At 39.1% G+C, this 15,931-nt stretch carries 15 protein-coding genes; 8 read left to right on the forward strand and 7 right to left on the reverse strand.

Annotated features, from left to right (window positions below):
• Window positions 1-356 precede the first annotated feature (356 nt).
• Window positions 357-971, reverse strand: coding sequence for a transcriptional repressor LexA (gene lexA / locus RI845_RS01820; RefSeq protein WP_348388057.1), 615 nt, complete (start codon window positions 969-971; stop codon window positions 357-359).
• A 193-nt stretch (window positions 972-1,164) separates the two neighbouring features.
• Here lexA and RI845_RS01825 point away from each other — a divergent pair, with 193 nt between their 5' ends.
• From RI845_RS01825 to RI845_RS01850, 6 genes are all read left to right on the forward strand, one after another.
• Complete coding sequence (locus RI845_RS01825; RefSeq protein ID WP_348388058.1) at window positions 1,165-1,953, forward strand: phytanoyl-CoA dioxygenase family protein; 789 nt, start codon at window positions 1,165-1,167, stop codon at window positions 1,951-1,953.
• A gap of 140 nt (window positions 1,954-2,093) precedes the next feature.
• The gene (plsB, locus tag RI845_RS01830; protein WP_348388059.1) at window positions 2,094-4,520 is read left to right on the forward strand and encodes a glycerol-3-phosphate 1-O-acyltransferase PlsB; all 2,427 of its coding nucleotides are present in this window, start codon (window positions 2,094-2,096) and stop codon (window positions 4,518-4,520) included.
• A gap of 46 nt (window positions 4,521-4,566) precedes the next feature.
• Entirely contained in the window at window positions 4,567-5,628 is a 1,062-nt protein-coding gene (locus RI845_RS01835; RefSeq protein ID WP_348388060.1) for a Kelch repeat-containing protein, read from the forward strand.
• A 115-nt stretch (window positions 5,629-5,743) separates the two neighbouring features.
• Window positions 5,744-5,872 (forward strand): hypothetical protein, encoded by a 129-nt coding sequence (locus RI845_RS01840; RefSeq protein WP_348388061.1) that lies wholly within the window; start codon window positions 5,744-5,746, stop codon window positions 5,870-5,872.
• A 258-nt stretch (window positions 5,873-6,130) separates the two neighbouring features.
• Window positions 6,131-8,086 (forward strand): alpha/beta hydrolase domain-containing protein, encoded by a 1,956-nt coding sequence (locus tag RI845_RS01845; RefSeq protein WP_348388062.1) that lies wholly within the window; start codon window positions 6,131-6,133, stop codon window positions 8,084-8,086.
• A gap of 25 nt (window positions 8,087-8,111) precedes the next feature.
• Complete coding sequence (locus RI845_RS01850; RefSeq protein WP_348388063.1) at window positions 8,112-8,426, forward strand: cupin domain-containing protein; 315 nt, start codon at window positions 8,112-8,114, stop codon at window positions 8,424-8,426.
• Window positions 8,427-8,513: 87 nt separating this feature from the next.
• Here the strand turns inward: RI845_RS01850 and RI845_RS01855 are convergent, their stop codons facing one another.
• From RI845_RS01855 to cyaY, 6 genes are all read right to left on the reverse strand, one after another.
• On the reverse strand, window positions 8,514-9,644 hold the full coding sequence (locus RI845_RS01855) for an MltA domain-containing protein (RefSeq protein WP_348388064.1): 1,131 nt from the start codon (window positions 9,642-9,644) through the stop codon (window positions 8,514-8,516).
• A 74-nt stretch (window positions 9,645-9,718) separates the two neighbouring features.
• Window positions 9,719-10,903, reverse strand: a complete 1,185-nt coding sequence (locus RI845_RS01860; RefSeq protein ID WP_348388065.1) for a heme biosynthesis HemY N-terminal domain-containing protein — start codon at window positions 10,901-10,903, stop codon at window positions 9,719-9,721.
• Complete coding sequence (locus tag RI845_RS01865) at window positions 10,900-12,270, reverse strand: uroporphyrinogen-III C-methyltransferase (protein WP_348388066.1); 1,371 nt, start codon at window positions 12,268-12,270, stop codon at window positions 10,900-10,902. The genes RI845_RS01860 and RI845_RS01865 overlap by 4 nt, the downstream gene beginning before the upstream one ends.
• Window positions 12,271-12,300: 30 nt before the next feature.
• Window positions 12,301-13,044 (reverse strand): uroporphyrinogen-III synthase, encoded by a 744-nt coding sequence (locus RI845_RS01870; protein ID WP_348388067.1) that lies wholly within the window; start codon window positions 13,042-13,044, stop codon window positions 12,301-12,303.
• The gene (gene hemC, locus RI845_RS01875) at window positions 13,031-13,963 is read right to left on the reverse strand and encodes a hydroxymethylbilane synthase (RefSeq protein ID WP_348388068.1); all 933 of its coding nucleotides are present in this window, start codon (window positions 13,961-13,963) and stop codon (window positions 13,031-13,033) included. The genes RI845_RS01870 and hemC overlap by 14 nt, the downstream gene beginning before the upstream one ends.
• A 32-nt stretch (window positions 13,964-13,995) precedes the next feature.
• Window positions 13,996-14,316, reverse strand: coding sequence for an iron donor protein CyaY (gene cyaY / locus RI845_RS01880; RefSeq protein ID WP_348388069.1), 321 nt, complete (start codon window positions 14,314-14,316; stop codon window positions 13,996-13,998).
• A gap of 139 nt (window positions 14,317-14,455) precedes the next feature.
• On the opposite strand from cyaY, the gene lptM reads away from it, so the two are divergent.
• Both lptM and lysA read left to right on the forward strand, forming a co-directional pair.
• Complete coding sequence (lptM, locus tag RI845_RS18795; protein WP_405054076.1) at window positions 14,456-14,617, forward strand: LPS translocon maturation chaperone LptM; 162 nt, start codon at window positions 14,456-14,458, stop codon at window positions 14,615-14,617.
• A 58-nt stretch (window positions 14,618-14,675) separates the two neighbouring features.
• Window positions 14,676-15,923, forward strand: coding sequence for a diaminopimelate decarboxylase (gene lysA, locus RI845_RS01885; RefSeq protein ID WP_348388070.1), 1,248 nt, complete (start codon window positions 14,676-14,678; stop codon window positions 15,921-15,923).
• The last annotated feature ends 8 nt before the right edge of the window (window positions 15,924-15,931 follow it).

The raw sequence follows: 15,931 nt of genomic DNA on the forward strand, positions 1-15,931 counted from the left end.
CAAGAAAATACAGAAATAAGTGACAAGATACATCTTAATTCGATGTCTCTAATTTCCGTAATTTATTTTTATTATTGTGTTACGTAAAAAACCTACATCGATGAATGGGGTAGGGAGTCTACAGCGTAATATTTGTATATTATCCACTCTAGAATTACTTAATTTTTAAACAAGGTCTAGTGCTTTGTTATAAAAAAGTTAAATTAATTAATTAAAAGTAGCTAGAGTAAATACTACTAAATTTGAATGAGTTAGGCTAAAACAAAGGGATGGGAAGAAAAGAAAATGGCTAAATTAAGTACATAATTTAGCCATTATTTATTGGTTATTTTTTATACTGCTAAAGGGGCGGCAGACTACATCCAGTCAGCGTTGCGAATAACACCAACAGCAATGCCTTCAATATTAAAATTTTGACTAGTTAAGTCTACAACTATTGGTGAAAAATCTTCATTTTCAGCGTGTAAATATACGACATTACCTTCGCGTTTATAGCGTTTTACCGTTACATCGTCTTCAACGCGAGCAACTACAACTTGGCCATTATTAATGTCTGTAGTTTGATGAACCGCTAATAAATCGCCATCAAGAATACCAATATCTTTCATGCTTTCACCGTTCACACGCAGTAAATAGTCTGCTGCAGGGTGAAATAAGCTACCATCAATTTTGTAGTGCTCTTCAACATGTTCTTGTGCCAGTATTGGCTCACCAGCAGCAACGCGACCAATTAAAGGCAACCCTTCTTCTTCAACGTGTTCTTCAGCTAAGCGAATGCCACGAGAAGTGCCCGGTAGCATTTCAATAAAACCTTTTTTCGCCAATGCCTTTAAATGTTCTTCGGCAGCATTCGCTGACTTAAAACCAAAAAATGTTGCTATTTCAGCACGTGTTGGCGGCATACCGGTTTCGCTTAGCTTTTCTTTAATGAAGCCAAATATTTGTTCTTGTCGAGCAGTAAGAGGGCGCATAATTATTTTTGAACCTGTTTATCTGTACAGTAACTGTCAGTATATACAGCCACAAAATAAACGCAACTGTAAATCCTTAAAAAGGTTGAATTTTGTGTGATCCAGTTTAGAGTTAAATTTAATTCAGTTTAAATAATGCTTATTGTTTTAAATTATTTTTCAAGCAATAGGTATAACAACAAGGCAGCCTGAAATGCAGATTTTTAATACATCAGAGAAAACAACAGATATTATCCAGGCCCTGTTAAAAGACGGCGGTGTTATCGTCAAGCATCAGGCACCTGATGAGCTTATTGATAATGTCAAAGCTGAATTTAGAGCAGCCTTTGACCGAGAAGGGCATTTATTTGAGAACGATTTTAACGGTTATAAAACACTGAGATTGAGTGGCATACTGGGGTTATCTCGATCTGCTGCCGAGCTTATTGCCCACCCATTAGTCAAAGACGTTGCTGATAACATACTAAAACGCCATTGTGAGTGTTATCGCATAGGAAGCTCTACTGCGATAGAGATTTTGCCGGGTGAAGCCGATCAGGTGCTGCATCGTGATGATGATTTTTATCCCATTCGCATTCCTGATGTTGAGTTCCAAATTGCCGCAATGTGGGCGCTGGACGATTTTACCCTAGAGAACGGTGCTACTCGCGTGGTGCCAGGGAGTCAGGATCTTCGCGAGATTGAAGATGTAAAAGCCTCTGATATTACTCAGGCGGTTATGCCAAAAGGATCGGTACTGCTTTATCTTGGTTCAACCATACATGGTGGTGGTGCCAATAACAGCCAAGCGGCTCGTTCCGGGTTAATCACTACGTATAGCCTGGGCTGGCTAAGGCAGGAAGAAAATCAATATTTAACTATTCCTCGAAAAACGGTCGACAGCTATCCTGAAAATATACGCCGTTTATTAGGTTACCAAAGCCATGGTGAAAACCTTGGTGTTTTTCCGGGCGATCCTGATGGCAATTGGTACGAGTCTTAGGTTTAACATGCAAATGTTTAAAATAATTAATCTTGTTAATAAATAAATGCTTAAAAATGTCTCTATAGAACAACTTGTACCATTAATGCTAGAATTACGATAATTCTGAAATTTTACTTTTTATTCTGAGTTTTTTACCCATGAGAGCACTGTTTTACTTTTTACTATCTTGGCCAGTACGTTTACTGGTTCGTTGTAAAATTATCCCCGATAACGTTGATGCATTAGAGCTAGGCGACAATAAAGATGTGTTTTATATCGTAAGGTATCAATCAGCGAGTGATTTAATTGCCCTACAAATGGCCTGTAAAAAACTTAATATGCCAGACCCTCTTGAAACCGTTCAGGTTAACGGTAAATCAATGAGTCGCTGTATTTGTCTAGAGAAGCCCAGCTCAGTTATTCCTTGGATAACTAGAAGTTCAACTAAAGCTATCGAACAAGGCTTAGCTTTATTGAAAGAACATGAAGCAAATACCAACAAAGATGCGAAATTGATCCCGGTAAATTTACTTTGGGGCAGAGCGCCAACAAAACAAAAAGCTAATGTTGGGCATGTGTTAGCTGATGAAGCATCGCCAAGTATGTTTCGTAAATTTTGGATGGTACTATTTTTGGGCAGAGATACCTTAGCTCGCTTCAGTGCTGCGGTATCCTTTAGAGAAATGGTAGAAACTCAAGGCAGTGACAAGGTAGCTGCTCGTAAACTTATCCGCATGGCTCGTATTCACTTTTACCGCCAAACCGTTGCGGCAATCGGTCCCCGTTTGATGGATCGCCAACAAAAATTTACTGCTTTATTTGCGACACCCGCGATAAAGCGCTTAATAAAAGATGAAGCGAAATCGAAAGGTAAGACAGAAGCTGAAATAAAAAAACAAGCACTTGGCATGATGAAAGAAATTGCCGCAGATTATCGCCAAACAGTGATCCGTCTGGGTGAACGTATTTTAGGTTGGTTATGGAATCGATTATACGATGGCATTGAAGTTAAAAATGCAGATCGTTTACGTACCTTATCGGAAGAAGGTCATGAGATTATTTATGTACCTTGTCACCGTTCGCATATGGATTATTTATTACTCACCTACGTTATTTATCATCAAGGATTAGTAACACCGAGAATTGCTGCCGGTATTAATTTGAACTTTTGGCCAGCAGGACCAATCTTCCGTAAGGCAGGCGCGTTTTTCATTCGTCGCAGCTTTAGGGGCAATCGTCTCTACTCAACTATTTTTCGTGAATACTTAGGCTTGTTATTCAGTCGTGGTTACTCGGTTAAATATTATACTGAAGGTGGTCGCAGCCGTACGGGGCGCTTATTGCAGCCTAAAACCGGTATGTTGGCAATGACAGTTCAAAGCATGCTTAAGGGCATTGATAGGCCTTTAACGCTGGTGCCTGTGTATATTGGCTATGAACATGTTATGGAAGTGGCAAGTTACCATAAAGAATTAAAAGGCAGCTCAAAACAAAAAGAATCGGTATTTGGCATTGTTAAAGCGATCCGTAAATTACGTAACTATGGTAAAGGTTACGTAACATTTGGTGAGCCAATAAACATTAATGAATTCTTGAATAAAGAAGTGCCAGAATGGCGAGATAGCATAGACCCTATTGATCCGCCTAAACCTAAATGGTTAACACCAGCTGTTAATGTAATGGCAAATCAGGTCATGACTGAGATTAACAAAGCGGTTGCGCTTAACTCGGTCACCTTAACGGCGCTTATTTTATTAACCGCCGAAAATAAAGCATTAACGCGTAAAGAATTGGAAGAGCAGTTAGACTTCTTCCTAGGATTACAGCGATCTGCGCCGTTCAGTAAAGAAATGTATATTCCTGAAGAGTCAGGGAAACAGTTGGTCGACTCTGTTATCCGTTTGAATAAAGTGGATGTTTGCGATGACAAGTTAGGACAGATTATTTCACTGTCAGAGCAAGCGTGTTTAGAGATGAGTTATTACCGTAATAATATTGTTCATGCCTACATGCTGCCATCGGTAGTATGTCGATTACTAAGAACATACGATAAGCTCACTACCGAAGAAATTGATCATAAAGTAGAACAGCTTGCCCAGTTGATAAAAGCTGAATTATATTTATGGCAAAGCCATGACAATATTATTGAGCAAACAGAAGCTATTTTAGCCACCTTGCAAACACAAGGGTTAATTAAATTAAGTAAAGCGGGTTACTGGTCGATTAATGAAGATTGTAGTTCTGCTTACATGCTTAATTTAATGTCTGCTTGTATTAGTGAAACTGTACAACGTTACACCATTGTATTGAACATTATTAAGCAAGCCGCGCCGATTAGTCGTTCATCACTTGAATCCGATGCAACCACATTAGCTCAGCGTATGTCTAAACTGCATAACATTAACGCGCCTGAATTTATTGACAGGAAAGCACAAGCGGCAGTGGTAAATGCATTACGTGAATATGGCTATATTGAATCCGATGAAACGGGGTGCTTTATCGCTACTGACCGTTTAACCGAATTAAACGAAACCTTAGAACACTTAATTGAACCTGACGTTTTACAAAGTATTTTACATTCATAAAAAAATAAAACAGGGCGAAAGCCCTGTTATTTTTTAGAGAGATTAGATGCGACTCACTCTGTTTATACTGCTGATCACAGCTTCATTCCTTATTACCGCCAAACCTCTAGTGTTACCTAACTTGCCCGAGCCGGTCACCAATAATGCTGTTGCACAAGTAACAACGTCTCAAGGTGATTATTTCATCAGTTTTATGGGCTTGGGCGTAAATAAAACATATAAAGACGTACATAATAAAGTGTGGGCGTTGAAATTAGGTGAAAAACAATGGCAAGCTAAAACGTCTGTACCTGCGAGCTTGCCTTTATCTGAGCGCTTGGCCTCAATAGCGGTTGGTGTAGGCCCGTATGCCTATGTGTTTGGTGGTTATACTGTCGCCAGTGATCATCAAGAAATATCAAGCCCTGACGTGTATCGCTATGATGTGGTAAATGATACCTATAAAGCACTCCCTGCAATGCCTGTCCCTGTCGATGACAGTGTGGCTCTGGTGTATAAACAGCGGTATATCTATTTAGTCAGTGGCTGGCATAACGCCGGCAATGTTAACTTGGTGCAGGTATACGACATTAAAACCAACAGTTGGCAACAGGCATCGCCTTTTCTAGGCAAGCCGGTGTTTGGCCAAGCAGGGGCAATTGTTGATAATAACTTATTAGTTTGCGATGGCGTTATTGTGCAGCCACAGTTACTAAAACGCCGAACGTATCAAGGAATTGCGCAATGTTTAAAAGGTATTATTGACGAGGGTAATCCCCTGAAAATAGACTGGCAATTGGTCGATCATCCAATGGGGCAAGGCAGATATAGAATGGCATCTGCAGTTGTTAATAAGCAAATGGTGTTTATTGGCGGCTCAACCAACCCTTATAATTTTAATGGTATGGGGTATAACGGTGTTGCGGCTCCCGCTACAGCTGAAATTTGGCTATTCAATCCCAACACTAATAGCTGGCAGGTAAAACTTGGTAGTCATGCTAAATCGATGGATCATAGGGGCCTATTAAATTACAAAAATAAGCTCATTATTGTTGGCGGAATGGATGATCACCAACAGGTTACTAATGCTGTTATAAATATTTCTATAGACAATACAAAATCCAACTAATCAATTACAAAAAGACACCTAAGTTAACGCTTTGTTGATCTAGATCATAACGCTTATCTCTATGCTTTTTATACTTAATCCATAAGTTTGAACAAGCTCAAAGCAGGAGATTCACATGAACAATTTATCATTTTTATTATCAGACCCAATCGTATTATTTTCTGCAGGTGGCTTAGTAACTGTTCTGGCTATTTGCACATTTTATGTGTTCTTCTTTTTAAAGAAAATTAACAACAACGAATAGGAATTTATCGATAATCAGCTTATGTTTGCTGGTTTTTAAAACGCTCTTCACACCCTTTTGCAATGCTAAACTTTTCTCTGTGTAGTTAATAGCATTGCTTTTTTTTGCCTGTTTTTTACGGAATCCCTAAAATTTTTCCTCTTTTACCAAGCCCATTAAACTTGCATTTGTTACTAACAAGGTTAAGCTGTTGATATATATAGTTGAATAATCCAATCAATAAAAAAAATATTGCCATTATTACGGCAGGGAATTTCCATGGGTAAAGTCAAAATTTTTCTAGTGTTCACTCTCGCATCGCTATTTTGTGGAGTGGCTCATGCTGCTTTAGTTAGTCAAACGATAAAAAGTGAAAAGTCGTTTAGTCTAAAAGACATGAAGATGGAAGCCATAAGCGGTGAGTTTACTTTTCTTATTGACCCTAACAATCCAAGTAATCAACAGATTATTGATATAGAGAAAGCCCCTACTAATAGCAAAGGATTGGTTGAGGCAAAGGCAAACTTTTTTATTATTCAAAATAAAGACCCAAAACAACGTAAAGGAGCCTTAGTTGAAGTCAGTAATCGAGGTTCCAAAGCATCACTTCGATACTTTAATCATGCTGCAAGATCAGACTCTCCAAATAAAGCATCGGCATTAGGCGATGGCCTTATTCAAGAGCTGGGTTTATCGTTGGTTTGGGTAGGTTGGCAAGGCGACTTAACCATTAATGCTACCAATATGCATGCCTCACTTCCAAAAGTTATTGGCGTTGAAGGTTGGGTGCGTAGCGATTGGACTGTGGATTCGGCAAAATCATTATTACCGCTTGCCCATAGAGAAGGTATTAACACAATTTATCCTGTTGATTTTAGTAAGCAGCAAGATGCCTGGCTTACCAAGCGAATGGGCCGAGATAATTTACGTTCAGTCGTGCCACGTTCTATGTGGCAATTCAGCTCTGATGGTAAAAAAATCGCAGGCGACTTTTCCCCTGGCATTTATGAGTTAGTTTACCCAAGCCGGGATCCTTTAGTCGCTGGTGTTGGTTTAGCCATTCTACGTGATACAGCGGCCTATTTAAAACAGGGTGATAATGCCTTTTCAGTGCCAAAAACCATCGCGTTTGGAGTGTCACAAACCGGGCGCTTTTTACGACACTTTTTGCACCAAGGTTTTAACGAAACAGAAATGGGCACAATAGCATTTGATGGCATGTTAATTCATACTGCAGGTGCTGGTAGAGGAAGTTTCAATCACAGGTTTGCTCAGCCTTCGCGCGATGCGCATCGTATGTCGGCATTTTTATACCCTACTGATGTTTTCCCATTTACCAGTGCTCGTGTGCGTTCAAATATTACTAATAAAAAACTTGGTTTATTAAAACGCCATCATGAAGATTTTTATCCTAAAATTTTTTACACCAATACAGGCTATGAATATTGGGGGCGAGCTGCGGGTTTAATTCATACGCACAATGTCTTCGATATAGCACCATTAAAAAATGAGCGTATTTATCACTTTGCTTCTGCTCAGCATTTTGTTGAAAATAAAAATAACCTTGTATTACTCGATGAAAAGACAGGTATGTACCGTGGTAATCCATTAGATTTCAAACTACATTTACGCGCTCTATTATCACATTTAACTAATTGGGTTGTTAATGATGATCAACCACCGAAGAGTGCTTACCCACGCTTTGCCGATCAAACATTAACCACCTTCTCTCATTTTCAATTACCTGAATGGATAAATTTAGAAAAACCATTTAAACCTCATACTGCTTACGAGATTGATTATGGGGAAACTTGGCCGCAAGGGGTGATTACTAATCAACCGCCGGTAGTCTTGGCCGAAATTTTGCCGCCAGTTCCTAAACTCGATAACAATGGCCATGAATTAGGTGGAATTAATCACCCACTTATTAAAGCACCTATTGCTACGTTTTTGCCTTGGGTACTTCGATACAATAAATTTTCAAGTAATGAAATTGAAGATTTTCGAGGAAGCGTTAAAAAGTGGACTAAAAAGCGCATATTTTCACGTTATGCTGATAAGAAAGCCTATTTAAATCATTTAAATAAAATGACCCTTAAAAGCTTGGCTGATGGCTGGATCCTAGCCCGCGACGTTGCAAGGGTTAAGCAGCAAGGTAATTGGCTGTGGGAATGGAGCATGGATCAACCCGATCCAATTTACGCCTCAGAAGACACAAATTTACTAGAAGAATAATGCCCAGATATTTTGGTCGTTCTCTATGAATAATATTTTTGAGCAAATACCCAAAGATTTAAGTTCGGAAGTTTTTGAAACAATCGCAAAGAGCGATACCATTAAAATAGAACGAATAATATCTAAAGGGCATTGTTCACCTCAGCAAGGTTGGTATATTCAACAAAATCATGAATGGGTAATTGTGTTACAAGGTGAAGCCATAATAACCTTTGCAGATAACAGTAAGGTAACGCTCAGTGCCGGCGATTACCTAAATATCAAACCTTTACAAAAGCATAAAGTGAGTTGGACAGACCCAGCTATAGAAACAATTTGGTTGGCTATTCATTATGATTAGTACACCAAAGCGTTAACTGTTTAACGCTCATAAAATAGCTCGACTAGCTCTTCACGGTTCATTGTCTTTAGATAGATTTTTCCAAATTTACTCTTTCAAAAGCATAATCCAAGTATTAGCGTAGTCAGGCAGATGTTTGTTTGCTTGGTGATAATCACTCCAACCGTAATAGCTATCGACCAAAAAATCTAATTGAAAACGGTTATCATCAAACGCACCACCGGTATCTGCTAAAATGCCCATTTGGCTGACGGACTGGCCATTTAACGAGTAATTAATCATGATCAGCTTACCCAAGCCTAAATCCTGCATATTACCGGCAAAAGTGACTTGTGGTTTTACCGCTATTTTACTCTCTAGGGTTTTCCCGTAGCCCATAACCGAAGGTACTTCGGCAAAATACCAGTAACGAGCTTGTTCAGTTTTACCAATGCTATAGTCATAACTAATGCCATTATTGCGGTGTACGTTAAAGTATCTGGTTTTCCCTTCTACTTCTAATACACCCGTTCCTTGTAATAGTACGTCATGCAATCCATCTTCACTGATCCAAACTAACGGCTTTGCCAAGTTGAGTTCACTAATCTTGCCTTCAATTACTTCTTGGCGAGTATATTTAAACCGGGTCAAAGTACGCTTTTGCAGCTCTGCTTGTTCTGCGGTTAGCCCTTGTTCATCAAAGGGTAATGCAAATAGAGCCTGGTTAAATTCAGCTGTTTTAACGGGGCTCGCTTTTAATAACTTAGTGTAGTATTTAGTAATAAATAACTGATTATCAGGAATGCCGGTTAACAGGCGGTTTTTAGCTGCGTTGGTACTCTTTTTACTTATATTAAGGGCAGTCGCGGTGTCAGGGTACCAACGATAAAAATCAAAATTTTGTTTTAAAAATTCAGCATCTTGTAAGCGGCTTTTTTGTTTCGTTCTAACATCGCTAACGTAGGTTTTACAAATAAAATCCAAAGTGTTCTGTACTCGCTCGAGAGTAACATCTTCAGGTAGTACCTCGCCTTGATGTACTGCAACCGGATCAGTGTCGTTTCCTGAACTGTGGCTATTAATATAAGCATTGGAGTTTTTTGCAACAGTGCATAAATCGCTGGTTTTAAACAGCTGCATACTGCCTATACTTGGATTTGGCTCTAAAACAAAACGGGCATTGCCGGCAAAAGCATTAACGCTGATGCTGGCTAAAAGTAGGGGGATGATAAATTTCATGATGCTCTTAAATTTATGCTCTTACAGTGTTCATATAAAATATGATCTAGTTATCAATTAAACTGCAGAGCAAGTTATTGCTGAGCAATAAGCTCTTGATATACGCGGTTAGCTTGTTGATGTTCACCCATTAACTCTAACAACTTTGCATAGCCTTGTAAGTCATCGCTGCTTTGCTCAATTTTTAGTAATGAGGTAAATGCTTTATGAGCCTTATCATATTCTTTATTGGCAACACAAAGGTGCGCGAGTGCGCTTAACCACAAAGTGTTCTCTGGTTGCTTTTGTAAAAGCTTTTGCACCGCAAAAATAATATGTTCACAATTCTGCATTGGTAATTGTTTCACTGCATTAATGAAGCTGACAGAGGCTCCTTTTTTTATCAACGGCAACACTAAGTCTTCTAAATTAGTAACTAAGCCATTGGCAATTAAACAATCAGCATAAGCCAAAACGATTCCTTCGCTTTGACGTTCTTTTCTTGATAGTGCTTTATAATATTTAGCCACAGCTTCTACGCTGCTGGTGTGTATAAGCTCGGCAAAATATCCACCAAACGCACGAACTTCCCAGTCAGTAATTTTTTCTTTGTCTAAGTTTTTATCTTTGCGCGCGGTTTTCAATAACTCAATTGCTTTTTCAAACTTACTTTCATGAATGTTTATTTCAATGTCTAAGCCTAATAAGCGACCATCATGACCGATCAGTTTATGGTTTTCATCTAACAGGGCTCGCGCTTTAGAAAATTGTTTATCGTCTAAATTTAAACGACCAGCAACCAGTAACGTTTCAAAACTAAAGTTTTCTTGAGCTTGTGGATGCTGAGCAATAAACTTTAAGTAATTTGCTGTTTTTGCCGACTCGCCGAGCTTGTTAGCCGACGATGCTGCAATCAACCAGGCGCTGTTAGTCATATCTGATTGTTCAGCACATTTAGCCATTAACTCTTCAGCCTGTTTATAGTCACCCAATAAATAAGCACCAATACCTTTTTGAAAATCTCGCTTAGCTTTGGCCCGGCTACTGAATGCTAACTTGCGCCAAGCACTGGAACTAAACTTGAAACCAATACGAGTCCCCCAAAATAAAAAGGCGAAAACAAAGCTGGCTAAAATCATTAATAAAATGGCACTTACTACGGTAAGTTCATAAGTTAAATCGCCCATTGCGATTAAAATGTAGCCCTTTTCATCAATCAAAAACGGTGCAATGGCGATAAGTGCCAGTAATAAAACTAATTTAATTATTGAACGGATCATGCTTTACCTTCCTCTTGCGTTGGAGAAGATAACTTTTGCTCTGGTTCAACGATAGGCTCTGGCTCTACGTTAAGCTCTGTATTAGATGGCTCTATGTTCACCGGCGTTTGAGGAGCTTGTTCTATTGTTTTTTTCGGAGCAGGCTTAACGCCACCAAGCCTTTTAACTGGTTTGTTATCCAGCATTGCTCTAAGCGCTTGCTGAGAGGCTAATGTTTGTGGGTATTCAACAGTTACCGGCATTGCTTTAATTTCAGCTAGACGAGCATTAAATTGCTGAGTTTTAACTTCGGTCATATCAAAATGATGGCTAAGCCAGCGCTGAATATCGGTTACTGTTGCAAGGAATAAGTCTTTTTTACCTTGGCTTACCGCCCACTGCGCTTGTTGAAATTTTAGTTCCAGGTTGTGATATAAATTTTGTTCAAATTGAGGTTCCATTAACGGCTCAACATTACCTGAACGACGACGAACGGTGATAAATTCGTCTTTAAATTTAGCCCAGCTTTTCGCTAAATTATCTTGCCAGTCACTTACATCTTCCGTCAAAGCGGTACTTTCTGTGAGCTCAGCTTCGTCAGGTAACTGAACTGTGGCTAGAGATAGACCATCTACCTGTTTACTAAGGCCCATTAGGGTTAAAATGATATCGTCACGTTGTAGTTTTGGCAGTACTTTAAGCTTTTCAATGTCTTCATGTAACAACTCTCGAACCTTCATCATACGAGGGTCTTTTAAATCTTTTATTCGAGCGTCAGCATCATTCATTAACATGATCGCTGTGCTGGTATCTTTTTCTAACCACAATACACGCCCAGCCATACGAGTTAAGTATTCGGCCTCGGTAATTTGCCAATTGTTTGGCTGGCTATCGATTAATTGTTCAATTTCTTGTTCTAATGCTGAAATACGGCTGCCACTGCGTTGCTCTACTTCATTGATTAATTTGCTAATTTGTTGTTGAGATTGCTTTTGCAATGCGCTGATTTGTTGCTGTAAATGTTGATCAAGTTCGACAACACTTGCTTTAGTATTTCCTACTAATCGTTGTTCCAACTCGATTGTTTGTTGTTGCTGCCACCAATAATGAGCACCAACACCGCCGGCAGCACCAAAGGCTACTAATAATGCTAAGACTGCCGTTTTAGAAAGTTTTTTCTGAATTGGAGAGGTTTGGATTTTTGCTTTAGGCGTTGGTTTCACTGCTTGTTTAGCTGGCGTTGGCGCTGCTTTACTCTTACTTGAGTCTTGGCTTTGCTGTTTTGCTTTTGCGGCAATTTTAGCAGCATCACTGGCACTTATTTTTGCTGAAGACTGCTCAGCTTTTTTAGGACTAGTTTGCGCTTTGTTGTTTTCTTTCTCGGTCATAATAAACTTCCATTGGCCGCTTGCCGTATTTTAAATAAGTGCTGTCATTGCTTTATAAATATGTTGGTGACTTGCACCTTGTGCATTAATTACCTTGATTAAACCATGAGCGTTAGCTTGCTCGGCAATTCGTGCGCTAGCAACTATCCAATGACAACTTTTAGCCCAGTTCATATCGGTGATTAAAGACAAGGTTTTTTCTAATAATTCACTTGATGTAATAACAATACAATTAATTTCATCTTTACGCCATTTATCAATGGTTTGCTTAGCTGTTAAAGTTATCCATTGGCGTTTGTATACTTCATTATAGGCAACTTTTGCCTGTTTAAGTTCAAGCTGTTGCTTTAACAATTCTCTACCGCCATTACCGCGGATAATTAGAACTTGCTTATTAGCAATGTTTTGTAACTCACTTAATGCCAATAATCCTTCACTAGTTTCTAGTTCTGGAACGATGACATTTTTAATATCATGAGCAATTAATATGTTAGCGCTGGCCTGCCCAACGGCAATAAATGTGGTGTTTTTTAATTGTTCAGAAAAGTCTGTAACTTGTAGGGCAAAATTAGCCGCAGCAGGACTAATGAATATAATGAACTCTGGATTTAAATTGCTAAGTTGTTGCTTTAATGAAGGTTGTTGTTCGCCTGACTGATAGGCGAACAAAGGTGTGATCTCAATGTTGCTGACAATAGGTGCAATGACCTTTGCCAGCTGTTGAGACTTATTTAGAGGACGAGTTAATAAAACGTTGAGTTTATTGTTGCTCATATACCTGCTTTAAAATAACATCTGCGCCATCTTTTAATAGTGCTTCTGCTAGCTGCGTCCCAAGAGCATCACCCTCGGTTAACGCGCCGCGAATTTCATTGTGTAAAATTTTGCTGCCATCTGTTGCGCCAACTAAACCGCGTAAATAGATTTGTTCATTTTCAATAATGGCGTAGCTGCCAATAGGTACCTGACAACCACCTTCTAAAGATCGATTCATTGAACGTTCGGCAAGCACTCGAATACGTGTTTCATTATGCTCAAGTGGTGCAAGTAATGCTTTAACACGCTCGTCATCTACGCGGCACTCGATACCTACAGCGCCTTGGCCGTTTGCCGGTAACATTACTTCTGGCTCAATAAATTCTTGAATACGCTCTGGCATTTCTAAACGAATTAAGCCAGCTGCTGCTAAAATAATAGCGTCGTATTGCCCATCGTCCAATTTTGCTAAACGAGTATTTACATTACCGCGTAAATCGCGAATATCTAGGTCTGGGCGTAATGCTTTAATTTGACACTGACGACGTAAACTTGATGTACCTACAATAGCACCTTGTGGTAAGTCGGCTAGGCTGTTAATTGTATTTGATACAAATGCATCACGTGGGTCTTCACGTTCACAAACAATTTCTAAACCTAGCCCTTCAGGGAATTCTACTGGCACATCTTTCATTGAATGCACCGCGATATCAGCACGATTTTCAAGCATGGCAACTTCCAGCTCTTTAACGAATAGACCTTTTCCGCCAACTTTTGATAATGGCGAATCGAGAATAATATCGCCTTTGGTTACCATAGGTACTAATTCAACAGTAAGGTCAGAATGGAAGTGTTCTAAACGTGCTTTTACAAATTCAGCCTGCCAAAGGGCCAGAGCGCTTTTTCGAGTCGCTATTTTCAGCGTTTGTTGCGTCATGTTGATATCCGTTAATATATTGTATTTGTTAGTTATTCTGCAGTTAATTTAACTTCAGTTTGTGCTTGAACACTTACTGCTTGAGATAAAAACTGCCAGAATTCATCACCACCGCGTTTATCAATCCATTGTTCATTTTGATAAGCAAAGTGATGGCCATTAAATTTGGTCGCTACCCATATTTCATGTAGAGGAGCTTGTTTATTGATAATAATTTTTGTGCCATTCACAAAGGCTAAAGTTAATAAACCACTTACACTTTCATAGTCTATGTCTACACCACAATCTTCTATTGCTTCTTCAACGGCTAAAAGTAAGTCATCTGCAATGAGATTATATTGGCTATCGTTCATTATTTACCCTTGTTTATTATCATTTTGTTCAGAATAATTGATTATACCTAATTAATCTGAGCAACAACTTGGTATTTATTGTATCGCATGCGATTATATACGTGTATAAATCTATTAATCAATCGATGCGATCAATAAAATGCTTAATAAAAAACTACTTGTTGTTGTATTATCATTATTACTATGTATGGTTTCCTCTTGCGGCCTAAAAGGCCCTTTGTATGAGACCGATCCAAATGAAAAAGAAAAGGCTGAAAAGTCTAGCGAAACAGTTAGCTCAGTCAATAAGAGCAACCAGTAAATAGCGACAACCATTTTTAACTCTTTATTATCCAATAATAAATTCAGGACTGATACCCGTGGACTTTTTTAACCGTCAAAATAATTCATTGTATGCTGAAGATTGTTCAGTAACAGAATTGGCCAAAACTTATGGCACACCGCTTTATGTTTATTCTCGTGCAACCATTGAACGTCATTGGCACGCATTTGATCAAGCTGCCAAAGATATGAAACATTTGATTTGTTATGCTGTGAAAGCCAGTTCAAATATCGCTATTTTAAATGTACTCGCACGATTAGGCTCAGGTTTTGACATTGTTTCAAAAGGTGAATTAGCTCGAGTGATTCAAGCCGGTGGTGATCCAGCCAAAGTTGTATTTTCTGGTGTGGGAAAAAAGGCTGAAGAAATTGCTTATGCGTTAGAAAAAGGCATTCATTGCTTCAACGTTGAGTCAGAAGCTGAATTGGCTCGTATAAATGAAGTGGCGGCGAGTATGAACATGCCAGCGTCAATCTCTATGCGTGTTAACCCAGACGTAGATGCGGGCACTCACCCTTATATTTCGACTGGTTTGAAAGATAACAAGTTTGGCATTCCAATTGATCATGCGGTTGAAATTTACCAAAAAGCTGCGGCAATGTCGCATCTTGTTGTTAAAGGTGTTGATTGTCATATCGGTTCACAACTTACTGAGGTTCAGCCATTTTTAGATGCATTGGATCGAGTATTAGTATTGGTTGATAAACTTGCTGACGCAGGCATTAAATTAAGTCATATTGATGTTGGTGGTGGTTTAGGTGTGCCTTATCAGGGTGAACAGCCGCCGCACCCAAGCGAATATGCAAAAGCGATAGCTGATAAAATGCAAGGTTACGACTTAGAACTCATTTATGAGCCAGGGCGAGCTATTATGGCTAACGCGGGTATTTTAGTTACAGAAGTAGAGTTTCTAAAAACTAACCAAGATAAACATTTTGCAATTGTTGATGGTGCGATGAACGATTTAATTCGTCCTGCGCTTTATCAAGCTTGGCAAGAAATCGTCCCGGTTGAACTTAATGCTAATGCGCCTACTCAAAATTATGATGTAGTAGGTCCGGTGTGTGAAACAGGCGATTTCTTAGGAAAAAATAGAGATTTAGCGATTGCCGCAGGTGATTTGCTTGCAGTTCGTAGTGCTGGTGCTTATGGTTTTACCATGAGTTCAAACTACAACTCTCGCCCAAGAGCCGCAGAAGTTATGGTTGATGGTGAGCAATCTCATTTAATCCGTCAACGAGAATCCCTAGAGTCTTTATGGCAAGGTGAAGCGGTTTTACCGTAACCTTATAA

This window comes from Thalassotalea nanhaiensis (assembly GCF_031583575.1).
GTDB lineage: Bacteria > Pseudomonadota > Gammaproteobacteria > Enterobacterales > Alteromonadaceae > Thalassotalea_A > Thalassotalea_A nanhaiensis.